The organism is Halolamina pelagica (assembly GCF_900115675.1).
GTDB lineage: Archaea > Halobacteriota > Halobacteria > Halobacteriales > Haloferacaceae > Halolamina > Halolamina pelagica.
Genome location: NZ_FOXI01000009.1, coordinates 36,199 through 52,322 on the forward strand (window position 1 = coordinate 36,199; position 16,124 = coordinate 52,322).

The 16,124-nt window shown below is 64.8% G+C and carries 21 protein-coding genes and 3 tRNA genes; 11 read left to right on the forward strand and 13 right to left on the reverse strand.

Features of this window, described 5'->3' with window-relative positions; all coding sequences use genetic code 11:
* Positions 1 to 112 precede the first annotated feature (112 nt).
* From BMZ83_RS16405 to BMZ83_RS16410, 3 genes are all read right to left on the reverse strand, one after another.
* Entirely contained in the window at positions 113 to 763 is a 651-nt protein-coding gene (locus tag BMZ83_RS16405) for a hypothetical protein (RefSeq protein ID WP_143076947.1), read from the reverse strand.
* Between the two features lie 182 nt (positions 764 to 945).
* Positions 946 to 1,077 (reverse strand): DUF7837 family putative zinc-binding protein, encoded by a 132-nt coding sequence (locus BMZ83_RS17520; RefSeq protein ID WP_449271650.1) that lies wholly within the window; start codon positions 1,075 to 1,077, stop codon positions 946 to 948.
* Between the two features lie 195 nt (positions 1,078 to 1,272).
* Complete coding sequence (locus BMZ83_RS16410) at positions 1,273 to 1,452, reverse strand: hypothetical protein (RefSeq protein ID WP_143076948.1); 180 nt, start codon at positions 1,450 to 1,452, stop codon at positions 1,273 to 1,275.
* A gap of 211 nt (positions 1,453 to 1,663) precedes the next feature.
* Between BMZ83_RS16410 and BMZ83_RS11495 the strand changes: the two genes are divergently transcribed.
* The gene (locus BMZ83_RS11495; RefSeq protein WP_074878784.1) at positions 1,664 to 2,872 is read left to right on the forward strand and encodes an AlbA family DNA-binding domain-containing protein; all 1,209 of its coding nucleotides are present in this window, start codon (positions 1,664 to 1,666) and stop codon (positions 2,870 to 2,872) included.
* 344 nt (positions 2,873 to 3,216) lie between these two features.
* Here the strand turns inward: BMZ83_RS11495 and BMZ83_RS11500 are convergent.
* From BMZ83_RS11500 to BMZ83_RS11510, 3 genes are all read right to left on the reverse strand, one after another.
* Positions 3,217 to 3,330 (reverse strand) — tRNA-Ile (locus BMZ83_RS11500).
* 44 nt (positions 3,331 to 3,374) lie between these two features.
* Entirely contained in the window at positions 3,375 to 4,085 is a 711-nt protein-coding gene (locus tag BMZ83_RS11505; protein WP_074878787.1) for a homing endonuclease associated repeat-containing protein, read from the reverse strand.
* 68 nt (positions 4,086 to 4,153) lie between these two features.
* Positions 4,154 to 4,226, reverse strand: a tRNA-Asn gene (locus tag BMZ83_RS11510).
* Between the two features lie 101 nt (positions 4,227 to 4,327).
* On the opposite strand from BMZ83_RS11510, the gene cca reads away from it, so the two are divergent.
* Positions 4,328 to 5,740 (forward strand): CCA tRNA nucleotidyltransferase, encoded by a 1,413-nt coding sequence (gene cca, locus BMZ83_RS11515; protein WP_074878789.1) that lies wholly within the window; start codon positions 4,328 to 4,330, stop codon positions 5,738 to 5,740.
* Between the two features lie 21 nt (positions 5,741 to 5,761).
* Here the strand turns inward: cca and BMZ83_RS11520 are convergent, their stop codons facing one another.
* The 3 genes from BMZ83_RS11520 to BMZ83_RS11530 form a co-directional block, all read right to left on the reverse strand.
* The gene (locus BMZ83_RS11520) at positions 5,762 to 6,769 is read right to left on the reverse strand and encodes a histone deacetylase family protein (protein ID WP_074878791.1); all 1,008 of its coding nucleotides are present in this window, start codon (positions 6,767 to 6,769) and stop codon (positions 5,762 to 5,764) included.
* Positions 6,769 to 7,200, reverse strand: coding sequence for a histone (locus tag BMZ83_RS11525; RefSeq protein WP_074878793.1), 432 nt, complete (start codon positions 7,198 to 7,200; stop codon positions 6,769 to 6,771). Before BMZ83_RS11525 ends, BMZ83_RS11520 begins: the two co-directional genes overlap by 1 nt.
* A 302-nt stretch (positions 7,201 to 7,502) precedes the next feature.
* Positions 7,503 to 7,575 (reverse strand) — tRNA-Arg (locus BMZ83_RS11530).
* 123 nt (positions 7,576 to 7,698) lie between these two features.
* Here BMZ83_RS11530 and BMZ83_RS11535 point away from each other — a divergent pair.
* The 4 genes from BMZ83_RS11535 to radA all read left to right on the forward strand — a co-directional run bounded on the left by BMZ83_RS11535 (position 7,699) and on the right by radA (position 10,503).
* Positions 7,699 to 8,184, forward strand: coding sequence for a hypothetical protein (locus BMZ83_RS11535; RefSeq protein ID WP_074878795.1), 486 nt, complete (start codon positions 7,699 to 7,701; stop codon positions 8,182 to 8,184).
* Between the two features lie 50 nt (positions 8,185 to 8,234).
* Positions 8,235 to 8,906: a PspA-associated protein PspAB gene (pspAB, locus tag BMZ83_RS11540; RefSeq protein ID WP_074878798.1), complete on the forward strand. Its 672-nt coding sequence runs from the start codon at positions 8,235 to 8,237 to the stop codon at positions 8,904 to 8,906.
* 2 nt (positions 8,907 to 8,908) lie between these two features.
* On the forward strand, positions 8,909 to 9,298 hold the full coding sequence (locus BMZ83_RS11545; protein WP_074878801.1) for a hypothetical protein: 390 nt from the start codon (positions 8,909 to 8,911) through the stop codon (positions 9,296 to 9,298).
* A 173-nt stretch (positions 9,299 to 9,471) separates the two neighbouring features.
* On the forward strand, positions 9,472 to 10,503 hold the full coding sequence (gene radA / locus BMZ83_RS11550) for a DNA repair and recombination protein RadA (protein WP_074878803.1): 1,032 nt from the start codon (positions 9,472 to 9,474) through the stop codon (positions 10,501 to 10,503).
* 28 nt (positions 10,504 to 10,531) lie between these two features.
* On the opposite strand, the gene BMZ83_RS11555 is transcribed toward radA, so the two are convergent.
* A complete protein-coding gene (locus BMZ83_RS11555) occupies positions 10,532 to 10,753 on the reverse strand; it encodes a DUF7561 family protein (RefSeq protein WP_074878805.1) in 222 nt (73 codons plus the stop codon).
* A 122-nt stretch (positions 10,754 to 10,875) separates the two neighbouring features.
* Positions 10,876 to 11,049: a DUF5786 family protein gene (locus BMZ83_RS16925; RefSeq protein WP_166623275.1), complete on the reverse strand. Its 174-nt coding sequence runs from the start codon at positions 11,047 to 11,049 to the stop codon at positions 10,876 to 10,878.
* A gap of 153 nt (positions 11,050 to 11,202) precedes the next feature.
* Between BMZ83_RS16925 and BMZ83_RS11560 the strand changes: the two genes are divergently transcribed.
* From BMZ83_RS11560 to BMZ83_RS11570, 3 genes are all read left to right on the forward strand, one after another.
* The gene (locus BMZ83_RS11560; RefSeq protein ID WP_074878807.1) at positions 11,203 to 12,219 is read left to right on the forward strand and encodes a DUF5784 family protein; all 1,017 of its coding nucleotides are present in this window, start codon (positions 11,203 to 11,205) and stop codon (positions 12,217 to 12,219) included.
* A gap of 45 nt (positions 12,220 to 12,264) precedes the next feature.
* Positions 12,265 to 13,089, forward strand: a complete 825-nt coding sequence (locus BMZ83_RS11565) for a PHP domain-containing protein (protein WP_074878809.1) — start codon at positions 12,265 to 12,267, stop codon at positions 13,087 to 13,089.
* A 100-nt stretch (positions 13,090 to 13,189) separates the two neighbouring features.
* Positions 13,190 to 13,687 carry a DedA family protein gene (locus tag BMZ83_RS11570; RefSeq protein ID WP_074878913.1) on the forward strand — a complete coding sequence of 166 codons (498 nt, stop codon included), beginning with the start codon at positions 13,190 to 13,192 and terminating at the stop codon, positions 13,685 to 13,687.
* Position 13,688: 1 nt separating this feature from the next.
* On the opposite strand, the gene BMZ83_RS16930 is transcribed toward BMZ83_RS11570, so the two are convergent.
* On the reverse strand, positions 13,689 to 13,853 hold the full coding sequence (locus BMZ83_RS16930; protein ID WP_166623276.1) for a DUF6757 family protein: 165 nt from the start codon (positions 13,851 to 13,853) through the stop codon (positions 13,689 to 13,691).
* An 89-nt stretch (positions 13,854 to 13,942) separates the two neighbouring features.
* Here BMZ83_RS16930 and hemB point away from each other — a divergent pair, with 89 nt between their 5' ends.
* Positions 13,943 to 14,947: a porphobilinogen synthase gene (hemB, locus tag BMZ83_RS11575; protein ID WP_074878810.1), complete on the forward strand. Its 1,005-nt coding sequence runs from the start codon at positions 13,943 to 13,945 to the stop codon at positions 14,945 to 14,947.
* A gap of 226 nt (positions 14,948 to 15,173) precedes the next feature.
* On the forward strand, positions 15,174 to 15,581 hold the full coding sequence (locus BMZ83_RS11580; protein ID WP_074878812.1) for a universal stress protein: 408 nt from the start codon (positions 15,174 to 15,176) through the stop codon (positions 15,579 to 15,581).
* On the opposite strand, the gene BMZ83_RS11585 is transcribed toward BMZ83_RS11580, so the two are convergent.
* Positions 15,560 to 16,123, reverse strand: a complete 564-nt coding sequence (locus BMZ83_RS11585) for a GNAT family N-acetyltransferase (protein ID WP_074878814.1) — start codon at positions 16,121 to 16,123, stop codon at positions 15,560 to 15,562. The two genes, BMZ83_RS11580 and BMZ83_RS11585, sit on opposite strands and share 22 nt — an antisense overlap.
* Position 16,124: the final 1 nt, after the last annotated feature.

Below are 16,124 nucleotides of genomic sequence, written 5' to 3' on the forward strand. Positions count from 1 at the left end.
TGAGACGGTGATGATTGAGTAGCTTGCAGGGTCACTGAACTCACCCCACCTCCACGTTCACCCGCTCTGCGGTGTGGTAACTGTACGACATCCTTCGGAAGTAACCTATTAATCACCGAACAATATACCTTGGTAACCGTTCTTCGTTGAGGTTACTCAAGTCAATACGCTCTTTAGTGAATAAGTCGCCAAATGCCACATCAAATGTTGCGCGGTCAAAACGGCCCACTTGAAGCGAGGTGATCTTGTGAATGTGCCGTTCTACTCGATCAACCGAATGCCTTCCACCAGGGTGGAAGATTAGATAAGCACGATAATCATTATCGAACATCGTTTCAAGCCGGCGATGAAGTCCGAGTGCGTTGATCATGTAGTAGACCTCAACAGCGATTTTCAACGGGCGAGAAATTCGAATGTCCGTAATGACGAAGCTCGGTCGTTCACCAACCCACTTTTCAACATCAATTTCGACTGGAGGTCCTGCAACTTCCTGGATATGGTTGTAGAGGTCTTTCGCTGTAACTTCCACCGCTAATCGATGCTCCTTAGAGCTGCCATCGGATGCAAAGCAGTCCGAAGACCCGTCCGCGTGACGAAAACAACCGAATAAATCGTTACCTCTGTCGTGGTTGTATTTCACCGGTTTACCGCAGATTAGGCAACGAATGTCTCCGATGAGTTGCCGATCCGTTTCGCAGGTTTCAGGGTGTAGCTCTGTCCCGAGAACAGCCTGTTGGAGAGTGTTACTTTTCGCTACAAGCATGATTTCCTCGTTCAGGCTGGTCCAGCGAATCGGTTGATACGGTACTAGCTACGAGGTCAATTGGCATTGCAGTATGGGCTTGGGAGTGCAGGTAGTTGGTCAATCGCTGATTGAGCCTACGATACTAACTCGCCTTGCCACTAGGTGAGGCGGGCTGACTCGCCACAATTACTGGTTTACGGCTATTCAGGATGCACTGGTTCTCGGCACTGCGGGCACTCAGCGAAGACGCCGGTTTCGTATTCGATGAGCAGGAGATCTGTCGGAATGTCGTTCCCGCAGACCGGACAGCTTCCGAGGCTTGTGATCGACATTAGGGGGAATGGAGCACTGGAGCGTGTCACACTAGATTCCAGGCTCCAACGGCACTTGGAGAGCTAGCAGCAAAAAGACGGCCCAACCACGGTGAAAGTAGTGGTTGGTGCTCTTGGTGAAACTCTCAGCACGTGAACGTTTCAGCAAATGTCCTGAATAGAGTCCCAGCTGACGTATTTGACGCAGTAATCGGACTAATGCCAGACTTCCTCCCCGTGTTTGTCCCAAGCGTCATCCGGATCTAATCCAGCCTCAATCGCTTCAACGACCCTGTCAACTGTTTCGTTGGTGAACCCCTCTCTTGAATCTCCCTCACCGAGAGAAATTTCTTCCCGATGGTAGTCACGGTCGTCAAGAACACCGATTTCCTTCATTACCGCCTTACACCGAGCCCACGTGATTTCACTACCAAGCTCTTCACGGATACCGTCTCGGAGTTGAAACGGATTGAGTGGATACCGGTCGTGAAGATTTTTCTCAGAGAACAGATACACCGGTAAGTGGGTGTGCGTATTCTACGAGCTTCCCTAATCTGAACCCCTGTATAGGCGAGGATATTTAATATCAAAGCATAACCATAGCAATATGATTCCGCCCAGTCTTGACGACCTCTCAGTTGAAGATCTCCGACAACTTGTGGAAACAGGGGTACCGGAGAAACAGGAGCTCGAATTCAAACGTCAACTCGATCCACGAAACAAAAGTCACAAAGAAAAATTCCTGGCCGAAGTCACTTCTTTCGCTAACACTACTGGTGGCGACCTAATTATCGGGATTCCGGATCCTGAAGATGTTGACGAAGAAGACGAAGCCGACCTCTGGTGGATTACCGACTACGACCGCGACAAATACAAGCTGGATTGGGAAAACTTGATTCGCACTAGTACCGATCCCCGCCTGCGAACTCACGAGATACGGACACTACCCAACCCTGATGGAACTGGATTCGTCGCCATCGTTCGTGTCCAGGCCAGTACGGTCTCACCGCACCGCGTTACACTTGGTTCGAAAAAACCGTTCTACGGACGGAACTCCGCCGGCAAATACCAGTTCGATGCTGGACAACTTCGGGAGAAGTTCATAGAGCAGTATAGTCTCCGCGAAGAGGTAGAAGGCTTTCTGACAGATCGAATCGCCAAGATTCGTAGCGGGGATACACCTGCTCCATTCGAACCAGGGCCATGTATGGTACTGCACGCAATCCCGGCGACCGCGTTCAACCTGCGAGCGGAAATCGACATCAGTTCGAGTGGTAGTAATGCGTCCAATGGATTGCCGCTATTCCACCGGGATAAGGGCGGTCAGACGTATTCACACGCTCGTCGGAATGTCGATGGGATTGTGAACTCACAGGATATTGGTGACTTCCGCAAGACCTCGGAAGAAGATGAACCCCAGTCAGAATACGTCCAAATATTTAATGACGGTCGTATCGAGGCCGTTCACTCATTCCACTTCAGGAGTGAATTTTCCGAAGACGATAAGATCGGTTTCTGGACGCTCTATGAAATCCTCTTTGACCGGTTACCAGACTATACTGGATTCTTAGCGGAGCGCGATGTTTCTCCACCTATCTTCCTCTATCTGACCTTCGTCGATGCAGAAGGGTTCGTAACCACTTCAGATAAGAATCGAGACTCAAAGAAGTTGGATCGAGAGGTTGCTACATTGCCGGTTGTAACTCTAGAATCCTACGAGAGGAATGCGAAGGAGGTGACGAAAGAGTTCATGCAGCATATCTGGCACGCGTTCGGTGAGCTTGGTGATCCGTTTGATACTTACGAGGAACCATAGGGGATACCTGTATTAAACGATAGGTAGCTTGACTGTACTTAGGGATTCGAGTACTAGTCCTATAGTGAGGATTTCAGTAAAGCCAATCAGTAGAACTCGCGCGCGATACTTCGCAGGCCGTTGTAGGAGAATGTCAGAGAAAGCTAATACCCGAAATGACCGATTGATTTAGTCACAACCCCCCTTCGTATATCTCAGAAGCCCGGAGAGCGGGTATCCGCGTATAACGTATGGTTGAACTCCGAACGAGAATGGCCCTGAGAAATCACGGTGAAATGGCCAAAGCAGCGTTAGAAGGCCTGAATGAAGCAATTCCATCGGCTAACGATCATTCAGATTCTGGATGGGCCCTGGCGGATTTGAACCACCGATCGCCCGGTGTCCCACAGTGCCGACACGAGTGTATCGACGATCTGATATGAGCCGGGTGCTCTGAGACCAGACTAAGCTAAGGGCCCCGTCTTTCGGATCGAACCGCGAACCGCTTTAGGCTATCGGTCCGTCACAAACTACTCTTCAGTAGTAGAGCCTCGATAGGTGCCTCCCCGCGTTGGATCACCACGACCTCCTCCCCGGCTTCCTGGAGGTGTGAGATCTTGTCCTCGAACCCATCCTCGTTCGGTCGAGTACTATCAGCGTACCCGTCCACCTCGATCCAAAGGTCCTGTTCCGGAAGGTGAAAGTCCGCAATCCACTCCGTGTCTTCGATCGGAGGATGTGGAACGTACTCGATCTCTCGCTCGAATAGCGCTTTTGCAACACGTTCCTCTTGGGTACTCGCTAACTCCTCTCCTTTCGGGCCCGAACAACTGGTTCCGTGCTTTTCCCCGGCGGGCACTCCGGCGGCGTTACAGGCATCCCGCCAAGAACCGAACTGTTTCTTTATTACGCTCGTCGGATATACACCGAGATCGTCGTACTGTCGATGCGTCAAATGTGGCGTTTCAACCGCCATATACGCCCCAGCAAGATCCCTGCACATCCGAGGCTCTTCCGTATTCCCGTACGCAAGTACCTGCGTTTCCTCCAATCCAGCGTCCGCTAGAACGTCGAGCCAGTTCCCGTCCGCGTATTTGTAGATCGTCGAAAGAGAAGGAAACCGGTCGTCAGCTGCTGCTTCCGCTGTCGTAGGGGAGCGGCCGAGTTCTTCGGCGAGATCCTGCGTGACTTCGACCAAAGCCTGATGGGACCACTGGCCGCCGGACGGGGGCATGTTGGTAGTTCGACTCCTGATGTGACAAAAGCATCTGGCCGGGACAGACGTACCTTCGAAAGGATCGACGCCGTCGCCAGGGCTCGAACCTGGGACAACCACGTTAACAGCGTGGTGCTCTACCAGCTGAGCTACGACGGCTCATTCCCACGTACCGCGGTTTCACTCATATGGGTTTCGTTTCCCCGCGACACCGCCGACCGACCGACACGGTTTCCCCGCGTCCCGGAATACGCTCGCGCATGACCGACGACGCCCTCGACGCCGTGCTCGACCGCGTGAGCGAGCGCGTCACGCCCGACGCCGACGAGCGCGAGCGCCTGCGCGCCGTCACCGCGGAACTGACCGCGCGCGCCGAGGCCGCCATCGACGACCTGCCCGTCGACGCCGACGTGACCCAGGTCGGCTCCAGCGCCCGCTCGACGTGGCTCGCCGGCGATCGGGACATCGACCTGTTCGTCCGCTTCCCCACCTCGGTCGACCGCGCGGAACTGGAGCGGTACGGCCTCGACGTGGGCCACGCGGTCCTCCCGGACGGCCACGAGGAGTACGCCGAACACCCCTACGTCAAGGGCGAGCACGACGGGTTCGACGTGGATCTGGTGCCGTGCTACGCCGTCGACTCCGCACGGGAGATCCGGTCGGCGGTGGACCGGACGCCGTTCCACGACGCGTACCTCCAGGCCCGATACACGCCCGAACTCGCCGCGGGCGCCCGCCTCTGCAAGCGCTTCATGAAGGGCGTCGGCGTCTACGGGAGCGACCTCCGCACCGAGGGGTTCTCCGGCTACCTGGTCGAACTCCTAACCTTGGAGTACGGCGGGTTCGTCCCGCTCGTCGAAGCCGCCGCCGAGTGGCACCCGCCGGTTCAGTTCGATCTGCGCGGGAGCGGGGGGCCGGCCGAGGTCCCGCCCGAGGAGGCCGAGGCCGCCGCGTTCGACGACCCGCTGGTGGTCATCGACCCCACGGATCCCGACCGCAACGTGGCCGCCGTGCTCTCGACGGCCAACCTCGCGCGGTTCCAGCACTACTGCCGCGAGCTCCTCGACGGGCCCCGGGAGTCGCTGTTCTTCCCGGAGCCCGCCGACCCGATCGACGCCGATAGCGTCCGCGAGCATCTCGACCGACGCGGGACCCACGCGGTCGCGGTGGCCTTCGACACGCCCGACGTGGTCGAGGACCAGCTCTACCCCCAGCTCCGGCGCTCGCTCGGCGGCGTCACCGACGAACTCGACCGACGGGGGTTCGACACCCTGCGGGCGACGACGTTCGCCGACGGCGTGGGCGAGGACGCCGCCGGGCGGTCGGTACTGTTCGTGGAAACCGTCGTCGACGAACTTCCCGCAGTCGAACGCCACGAGGGACCGCCAGTCCACGTCGGCGAACACGCGGCCTCGTTCTACGACGCCTACGCCGACGATCCGTCGGTGTACGGCCCGTTCGTCGAGGACGATCGCTACGTGGTCGAGCGCGAGCGCGACCACCGCTCGCCCGAGGCGTTCCTCCGGAGCGACGCGCTGTTCGACGTGGCGCTCGGGACCCACGTCGAGACCGCCCTCGAAGACCAGTACGAGGTGCTCGTCGGCGACGACGTGGCAACCCTCGCTGGGACGTTCGGCGAGGAGCTCCGGAACTACGTCGAGCCCGAGGTCTGAACCAGTTCGCGCGCTGCCGGCTCAGAGATCGTGGATATCGCGGATCTCGTCGATCAGCGTCACGACCTCGTCGGTCGGCTCGTCGTCCCCGGGGATCGGGTCGCGGCCGTCGAACGTCTCGTGGACGACGGCGACGCTCTCCGAGAGCGTGTCGAGGCCGTACCCGCCCTCGAGGACGAACGCCAGCGCGGCGTCGAGATCGTCGGTCAGCTCCCGGACCGCGTCGGTGAACTGGGCGTACCCCTCGGTGGAGACGCGCATCCGCGAGATGGGGTCGTGGCGGTGGGCGTCGAAGCCCGCGGAGACCAGCACCAGGTCGGGGTCGAACCGCTCGAAGGCGGGGGCGATAGCTTGCTCGAACGTGTGGCGGTACTCTGCGTCGCCACAGCCGGCCGAGAGCGGCACATTGAGCGTCGCCCCCTCGCCCGCCCCGTCGCCGGTCTCCTCGACCGCGCCGGTGCCCGGGTAGAGCCCCTCCTCGTGGGTCGAGGCGTAGAACACGTCCGGATCGTCGGCACAGATCTCCTGGATTCCGTTGCCGTGGTGGACGTCCCAGTCCCAGATCGCCACGCGGTCGACCGCCTCGTTGGCGTCGATGGCCGCCCGCGCAGCGACGGCCGCGTTGTTGAAGAAGCAGAACCCCATCGCCTCGTCTGACTCGGCGTGGTGGCCCGGGGGCCGGCCGATGGCGAAGGGAGTGTCACGGCCGTCGGCGCCGTCGACGGCCGCCTGCGCGGCCCAGATCGCGAGTCCCGCGGACTTGCGCGCCACGTCGTAGGTGTCCTCGCCGGCGACGGTGTCCGGGTCCCACTCGCCGCCGCCGCCCTCGCAGAACTCCCTGATCTCGTCGACGTACTCGGGGTCGTGGGCGCGTTCGAGCGCCTCGCGGTCGGCCGCGGGCGCGTCGACGTACTCGACGCAGTGACGGTCCTTCAGCGTCTCGCGGATCGCCCGCATCCGGTCGGGCGACTCGGGGTGTCGGGGGCCGGTGTCGTGGTCGAGACAGCGGTCAGAGTAGCCGAACTGCATTACTCGAACAGGGCGAAGTACGTCTCGATGTCCTCGGCCTGTACGGTTCGGCGGTCCGCGTGGCGGGCGAGTTTCGCGGCCGCGCGGGCGACGTTGTCGGCGTAGTCCTCCAGAATGTCCGCCAGCGCGATGCGGGCCTCCATCGACACCCGGTACCGGTCGTCGATGTGCAGGCGGGCGATGCGGTCGACGGGCGCGACCGGGAGGCCGACGGCGTCGCGGTCGACGACCTTGCCGACGCCGAAGTCCTCGGCCATGAGGGTCTTCCGGCCGTCCTCCGTGGCTTCCTCGGCCGCTTCGACGGCGAGTTCGGCGCCGCGGTCCTGGATGCGGGCCGCCAGTTCCTCTGCCGCGTCGGCGCTGACGCGGAGTCCGTCCGCGTTGCGACGGATGATCGCGTCGACGGGGGCGAACGGCAGCTCGACGGTCATACCGATACGCTGGGCGTGGCGCGTAAAACGCTTCCCCTCCGCTCTCAGGGCGTCACAGAGTGTGTGCGGGTCGGGTCGGTCGGTGTCGGAGTGGCGGCGACCGGATACGTTAGGAGTGATAGCGTCGCTGCACAATCCGTTCGTCGCGTTGCTCCGTGAAAACGTGACAGCCGTTCGACTCACGGACTCCTCGCTGTCGCTCGTCGTCGTAGTTCGTCGAAAACGTCCGGACGGAGTCCACGCGAGCGGAGCGAGCGTGGGCACGTCCGGTCGTGACTGAACGAACGAAGTGAGTGAAGGAACGTCCGGACGGAGATTTGAACTCCGGTCCCTGGCTCCGCAAGCCAAGAGGATAGTCCACTACCCTACCCGGACTCATCTCCACAAACGCCCGACCCGCATAAGTCGGTTCCGGTTCCCGGGCGGCGTGGGGCGAAGGAACAAAGCAGGTTTTGTCCATACCGCGCGCTTATGCAACCACTCGTCGTCGGGAACACTATGGAACGCAGAACGTTCCTCACGGGCGCCGCCGGGGCGCTCGCGACGATCGCCGGCTGTGTTGGGTCGGCCCCGGAGACGCCCGACGACGGTCCCGCGGCGACCGACACGCCGACGCCGACACCGGCGGCGCCGACGATCATCGCCCGGTCGCTCGAACCGCGACAGGACTGTGAGCAGCCCGGGAGCGCCACGGTCTCCACGGACGGAACCACCGTCACCGTCGACGGCTGCATCGTCGGCAAGAACGGCTGCATGGTGGCGTCGCTCGCGTCGGCGACCTACGACGCCGACGCGGACGAACTCGGGGTACGCGTGGCGACCCGCGACGAGTCCGACGAGGACGAGATGTGCACGCAACAGCTCGTCGAACGCGGCTACACCGTCACCGTCGAGTTCGACGGCGGGCTCCCGGGGACGACGACGGTCACCCACGACGGGGTGGACGGCGAACAGCAGGTCGCCCGGAGTCGGACGGGCGAGTGATCGGCCCTGTGTGACCGGAGGACTAACGGCCCCGCGGGCGAACGGACGGTATGGGCATTCTCGACTCGCTGAAGTCCGTACTCGGCGTGCGTGCGGAGGCCGACGCGTCGAGCGCGGCCGACCCCGAGGCGCTGTTCGGTATGAGCACCGCCTACGTCACGATGGAGGCGGAACTCGGCTACCGCTCGGCCGGCGCGGCCGCGCTCTGTTTCTCCCGGGTCGACAGCACCGCCTTCGCCGACGCCGTCGACGAGGTGGAAACGATCCTCCGTGCGGGCGAGGCGGAGACGGGAACCGAGTTCCGCCGTCACGAGGACGACCACGGCTACCACTGGGTCATCCTCGTCGACGACGACCCGGAGGACCTCGTGACGAGCGTCCACTTCGCGGCCGACGAGTTCATCGAGCAGGGCTTCGGCTCCCGACTGCTGGCCGCCGTCTTCGGCTTCGAGAAGGGCGACAGCGACGCTGCCGACGCTGGCGGGAAACAGGGAGAGTGTGGCGCGAGCGCCACCAGCGCCAGCACCGAGCAGGCCTACTGGATCTACTCGTTCCGCCGCGGCGCCTACTACCCCTTCTGCCCCAGCGGCGACCACGACCGCAACACCAAGGCGGAGTTCAAACTCCGCTCGGTGCTCGACGGGGAACTCGACGTCGAGGACGACGAGTCCCACTGGTACCCGCTCTGGCCCGACTCGCCCGGCGGCCACCCCTGGGAGTGAGGATGGGCGACGGGCCCGCAGTTTCCGACCACTATCGCTCGACCGAGGGCGAGGACGCCGGCGCGATCTTCCGGGTCGTCGGCGTCGACGCCCGAACCTCGACTGCCGACCGGACGCAGTCCGAGGCCGTCGACGAGGTGACGCTACTCCGGCTCACCGACCGGGACGGGAGCCGCGAAGCGACCGGCGACCTCCGGCACGTCAGTCGCCAGCGACTCGATCGCGCGTTCACGCCCGCGAGCGACCCCGATCCGCGCTTCGAACTGCCCGACTACCTCGCGGGCCTGCTGCTTCTCGCCGGCGTCGCGCTCGCGATCCACCCCGCCGGCGATCGACTCGGTGGCGCGATACTGGCCGTCGGTGGAGCCTACCTGCTCTGGCGCCGCCACTGAGCTGCAGCTCCGCTCGACTCCCCCGACAGCCGAGTCGGCGTCACGCCCATGGCGCCGCGTCGTCCTGTTTCAACGTTCACACTCGATCGGTCCGCCCTCTCTATCGGGCGGCTATTTCACTTTCACCTTGCTGTTAACGAGGGTTTATCCCCGGGGACGCACAACGCAGGTGTATGGCAGAAGACGACCTCGAAAGCCTACCCGGCGTCGGCCCCGCAACCGCAGACAAGCTCACCGATGCTGGGTTCGACAGCTTCCAGAGCATCGCCGTCGCGAGCCCCGGCGAACTCTCGAACTCCGCGGACGTGGGCGACTCCACGGCCGCCGACGTGATCAACGCCGCCCGCGAGGCCGCCGACGTCGGCGGCTTCGAGACCGGCGCGACCGTGCTCGAACGCCGCGAGCGCATCGGCAAGCTCTCCTGGCTGATCGACGACGTGGACGACCTGCTCGGCGGCGGGATGGAGACCCAGTCCATCACCGAGGTGTACGGCGAGTTCGGTACCGGGAAGTCCCAGGTCACCCACCAGATGTCCGTCAACGTCCAGCTCTCGAAGGAGAACGGCGGGCTCGACGGCGGCGCGATCTTCATCGACACCGAGGACACGTTCCGCCCCGAGCGGATCGACGACATGATCCGGGGGCTCGACGACGAGGTCATCGCCGAAGAGCTCGAACGCCGCGGGATCGAGGGCGAACCCGGCGACGAGGAGGCGATGGAACAGCTGCTCGAGTCGTTCCTCGACAACATCCACGTCGCGAAGGCGTTCAACGCCAACCACCAGATGCTGCTGGCCGAGAAGGCCCTCGAACTCACGAAGGAACACGAGGAGGACGACTGGCCGGTCCGCCTGCTCTGTGTCGACTCCCTCACGGCGCACTTCCGAGCGGAGTACGTCGGCCGTGGCGAACTCGCCGAGCGCCAGCAGAAGCTCAACAAGCACCTCCACGAACTCGACAAGGTCGGCAACCTCCACAACGTCGCCGTCCTCGTCACGAACCAGGTCGCCTCCAACCCCGACTCCTACTTCGGCGACCCGACCCAGCCCATCGGCGGGAACATCCTCGGCCACAAGTCCACGTTCCGCATCTACCTGCGCAAGTCGAAGGGTGACAAGCGGATCGTCCGCCTCGTCGACGCGCCAAACCTCGCCGACGGCGAGGCGGTCATGCGCGTCCAGGACGGCGGTCTGAAGCCCGAATAAGCGACGCGTTCCCCTCGGTTCTCCCGACTCACTCCTCGGCCCGACTCGAGAGCGCGTCGACGTCTGCGCGTGTCGCGTCGCGATCGTCGGGCAGTCGTTCGATACAGTCGAAACAGAGGAAGAACTCCGAGCCGTCGGCGAGTTCCAGATCCATCCCCTCAGTCGACCCGCCCGCGAACGTCCAGAAGTCGCCGATCCCCCCGCCGATTCGGGTCCGCCGGTCGCAGCCGTCACAGCGCTGAGTGGCCATCGGCGACGCTTCGAGCGCGAGTCGGTTAGGCGCTCCGGCGGGGGCCTGCTCGCGCCGCGACCGGCGCGAACGGCGGTGCCGCGGCTGGGCGGGGGAGGCTGCCGGAGGAAGGGGAGTGCTGATCAGTCTTCTTTGATCTCCTCGAACTGGTCGAGCAGTGCCTCGGCCGAGTCGCCGGAGTCGTAACTGACGGTGCCGCTGAACTCCTCTGGGGCTTCCTCGAACTCGGCGTCCGCCTGTGAGGTCAGTCGCTCGCGGCGTTCGTGTTCACCTTCGTCATAGGCACCAAATGACATGGTAACTAGTCCCTTTGTGGTTACCTCGCATATACGTGTCGGTTAGTTTCACCCCCGACCCACGTGGGTACCAGACGCCACGGGCACGCTAGTTACCCGGACGGAGCCGGCATGGCTCGAAAACTGTAAACCCCCGCATCACCGAGAGAACGTGTGGCAAAGCCGCTTCGGTTCCGATACGCCCCCGGGTCGTGGTCCGAGGCGCGCGTTCGCAACGAGCTCTTGCAGGCGCTGCAGGCCAACATCGGGGCGGAGATGCGCGATCCGTGGTATCAGTCGCCGACGGGCTTCGACGCCGTCCGGTTCGAGATGGACAACGGCGACGTGGCACTGTTCTGCTGGGACGACGACGCCGGCTACTGGCTGGGCAACACCGAGACGCCCTCGGTGCTCTGGCGCACCAACAAGCAGGGGCTCGAGGAGGTTCCCCACCCGATCCAGCGCTGGGCCGAACGGGAACTGTTGGCCCAACTGGCCGAGGAGTCGCCGTGGCTCGACGAATACCCCCACGTCTCGTGGTTCTTCCTCCCCGTCTTCCTCTCGAAGGACGGCCGACACACCACCCGGGAGTTCTTCCACGACCACGCCGCCGGGTTCCCCGACGCCGGCCGGGACGAAGCGCTGTCGTTCTACGAGGACCTGCTCTCGACGGGCGCACTGGACCCCTACCGCGAGACGATGGCCGGGAAGCTCGGCACCTCCGAGACGATGGACCTCACCCGGATGACGGCGACGATGGGCGAGTTCAACGCCGCCTACCTCCTCCTCGAGGCCGGCTACGACGTGACCCCCGAGGCGGCGGTGACGACGGGCCACTCGATCGACTACCGCGCCAGCCGCGACGGCGACGAGGAGGCGTCGCTGGTCGAGGTGACCCGGCCCCTGCCGCCGAAGCACCGCGCCGCGGGTTCGCCGATCACCGCGATCCGGGAGACGGCCGAGACGAAATCTTCGGGCCAGCTCGAGGAGCACGGCGGCGGCGTCACGCTGTTCGTCGACTGCTCCTCGTTCCCCGACGACGACTGGCTGGCCATCGCCGGCGAGCAGCCGGAGGTGCGCCACCGGCCGGCGGTCGTGTTCCGCCTCCGCCCCTCAGGCCACGTCGAAGCCTACCGGAAGGGCGGGCTCCCGCTGGACCTGGGCGACGCGGTCGAGTGGATCGACGACTGACTCGGCATCGCAAGCGGTTTCTCCCGGCGCCGACACGGTCCGCCAATGAGCGTCGTCGCCGACCTCCACACACACACCACCGTCTCCGACGGGACGTTCTCGCTGGACGCGCTGGTCGAGACCGCCCGTGCGGAGGGGCTGGACGCCGTCGCCGTCACCGACCACGACCGCTACCACCCCGAGCTGTCTGTCCCCGTCGAGCGCCGCGATGACATGCTCGTCGTACGGGGGATCGAACTCCGCGTCGAGACCCCCGCGGAGCGCGTCGACCTGCTCGGCTACGGCCTCGAACCGACCGACGCGCTGACCGCGGAGGTCGAGCGCCTCCAGCAGGACCGCATCGACCGCGGGCGCCGGATCGTCGAGCACGTCGAGGCGGAGTTGGGCGTCGACCTCGGGATCGAACCCCACGAGGGACTGGGCCGGCCCCACATCGCCCGCGCAGTCGTCGAGAGCGACGCCGACTACGACACCGTCGGCGCCGTCTTCGAGGACCTGATCGGCGACGACGGCCCGTGTTACGTCGCCCGCGAAGTGCCCGACTTCGAGACGGGCCGGGAACTGCTCGAGGAGGCCTGTGCGTTCGTCGGCCTCGCACACCCGTTACGGTACGACGACCCCGCGGCCGCACTGGAACTGGCTTCCGATCTCGACGCCGTCGAGCGCTACTACCCCTACGACCGGCCGGTCTCACCGGACGGCGAGGACGCGCTCGACCTGCGGCCCGTCGAGGCCACCATCGCCGACCACGACCTGCTGGCGACCGGCGGCACCGACGCCCACGAGGGGGAGTTGGCCGTCGACGGCCTCCCGCAGACGGCGTGGGAGCGCGTGCGCGATCGCCTGCCCGAGCCGGTCGAAACGGTCTGATCGCGCGGTCGCTGCAAGCGAGAATGCTGCCGGGGGAGAGAAACTGATTTACCCGCGACTCCGGTAGCGCCGGAGCGTGAACGAGGGGATCGTCGCCGAGATGCCGGGGTGGCTCCAGTCGCTGTTGAACTCCGACTGGGCGCTGGTCGTCCTGTTCGGCGTGTTCGTGCTCGAGGGCGCGATGCTGATGTACTTCGTCCCCAGCGAGCTGATCGTCCCCGGATCGCTCGCGCTACTGGGGCACAGCCCCGAGACGCTGCTGCCGGTGCTGGGCGTCGCCGTACTCGGTGCGACCGTCGGCCAGTTCGCGCTGTTTCTCGTCGCCGAGCGCGCCGGCCGGGAGTACCTGCTCCAGAAGCGGTGGTTCCGCGTGAGCGAGCGGGCGCTCACCCGATTCGACGGCTGGTTCGACCGCTGGGGCGCCCCCGCGGTCGCCGGCAGCAACGCGATGCTGTTCACCCGCGGGATGCTGACGGTTCCCGCGGGGCTGGCGAAGATGGACCCGAAACGGTTCGTGGCACTGTCGGCGGTCGGGACGCTAGTGTTCGAGTCGGCACTCGCCGGGCTCTACGTCTTCGGCGTCGACGTGCTCTGGTAGCTTACTCCGCACGGTCGATCTCGGTCCGCTCGCGCAGCGCTTGCAGTCGCTCGTCGTCGGCTAACTCCTCGACGCGCTCCTGGAAGTGCTGCTCACAGAGGCCGACTTTGACGCCGTCCGTCTCCGCGGCGTAGATGGCGTCGTCCTCGCAGTAGTGGCACTTCATACTCACAGGTACACGCCCCACTCGGTTAAGAACGCGGGTAGCGGCCGCCGGAGCGACGCGGTTTTGCCGCCGGAGGCTCTGGTGGCGGCATGAACAACACGCCCCGTCCCGGCCGCGACGACGCCCGGCGGCCCCGCCGCCTGCGGGCCGACGGCGTCCGCTCGCTCGTCTCGGAGACCGGCCTCTCGGCGTCGGACCTGATCGCCCCCGTGTTCGTCGACGCCACGACCGACGAGCGCGTCCCGATCGACTCGATGCCCGGCCACGAGCGAGTTCCCGTCGACGACGCCGTCGCCCGCGTCGAGGAGGTGCTCGCGACCGGCGTGGAGGCCGTGATGGTGTTCGGGATCCCCGAGTTCAAGGACGACCGCGGCACCCGCGCCTACGCCGAGACCGGCGTCGTCCAGCGCGCCGTCCGGCAGATCACCGCGGAGACCGACGCCTACGTGATCACCGACGTGTGTCTCTGTGAGTACACCGAGCACGGCCACTGCGGCATCGTCGAACCCGGCGCCGAGGAGGACCCCCACCTCACCGTCGAGAACGACGAGAGCGTCGACCTGCTCGCGGCGACCGCGGTCTCCCATGCCGAGGCGGGCGCGGACATGGTCGCGCCCTCGGCCAGCCTCGACGGCATGGTCGGCGCGATCCGCGACGGGCTGGACGAGGGGGGGTTCCGGAACCTGCCGATCATGTCCTACGCCGCCAAGTACGAGTCGGCGTTCTACGGGCCGTTCCGCGACGCCGCCGACGGCGCGCCCGCCTTCGGCGACCGCCGGCACTACCAGATGGACCCCGCCAACGCTCGGGAGGCCCGCCGCGAGGTCGAACTGGACGTGGGGGAGGGCGCGGACGTGCTTATGGTCAAGCCCGCGCTCCCGTACCTCGACGTGGTCGCGGACGTGCGCCGCGAACACGACCACCCCGTCGCGGCGTACAACGTCTCCGGGGAGTACGCGATGCTGCACGCCGCCGCCGAGAAGGGCTGGCTCGACCTCGACGCGGTCGCTCACGAGTCGCTGCTGTCGATCAAGCGCGCCGGCGCGGACCTGATCCTCACCTACTTCGCGGAGGACGTGGCCGAGTCGCTCTGAATCGCTGCTCGCGGCTCACGGCTCACTTCGTTCGCCGTTCGCTTCGAGGTGGTTTGCCACCGCTCCCTTCGGTCGCGGTGTTTGCTGCGACTACTGACCGCGGCTCACGGCTCACTTCGTTCGCCGTTCGCTTCGAGGTGGTTTGCCACCGCTCCCTTCGGTCGCGGTGTTTCCCCACCTCGCTTCCGACGGAAACGGTTTTGCGTCGGCGGCCTGACTCCCACCCATGGATCCGTTCGACCTCGTGCTCGTGGCCGTCGACGGGAGTGAGGAGTCCACTCGGGCCGTTGAGTACGCCGTGGAAGTCGCCGACGCCTACGACGCCGCGGTCCACGTCGCCTACGTGCTCGGCGAGGACGTCGCGGAGAACTACGAGGACGAAGGGTACGCCGAAACCGCCGAGGAGATCGCCGACGAGCGCGGCGTCGGGATCGGGACCAGCACCGTCTCGGGGTTCTCGAAGAGTCGCCTCTCCCAGCACCCCGGCAGCGTCGTCCTCGACGCCGCCGAGGAGCGCGGCGCGGACTTCATCGTCCTCCCCCGGGAACCACAGACCGGCAGCCGGGCGGCGGTACTGGAGAAAACTGCGGAGTACGTGCTCTGCTACGCGAGTCAGCCCGTACTCTCGGTCTGATCGTCGAGTCGGATCGCCATCTCCAACTCGAAGCTCTCGGCGTCGGTCGTCTCGAACCCGATCTTCTCGTACAGCCCCACGGCGGCCCGGTTCCAGCGCTCGACAGTGAGCCAGACCTCCGAGATCCCCTGCTCGGCGCCGTAGCCCAGCGTCGTCTCGATCAGCGCCGTCCCGATGCCCGCGCCCTGGTGGGACTGCAGCACGAAGATCGCGAGCTCGTACGGCGAGTCCGTGCCGTTCTCGGGGACGAGCGTCACGTGGCCGACCACGTCGTCGCCGTCCCACGCGAAGACGTTGTAGCAGTCGTCGTCGAGGATGCGATCGAGCCAGTCCCCCAGCTTCGAGGGGCGACTCGGCGGGATCCCCTGTGCGCGGTCGGCGGGGTCGAACGCCTCGTACATCGCTCGCAGCGCCTCGCGGTCCGCGTCGGTCCCGTCGTACACCCGGAGCTCGATCGTTCGACCCTCGGCGTCCTCGACGGTCCGGGGCGGCGACGGGAAGCCGCCGGCCCGGTCGTCGGGATAGCGCTCTGGTCCGGTCATG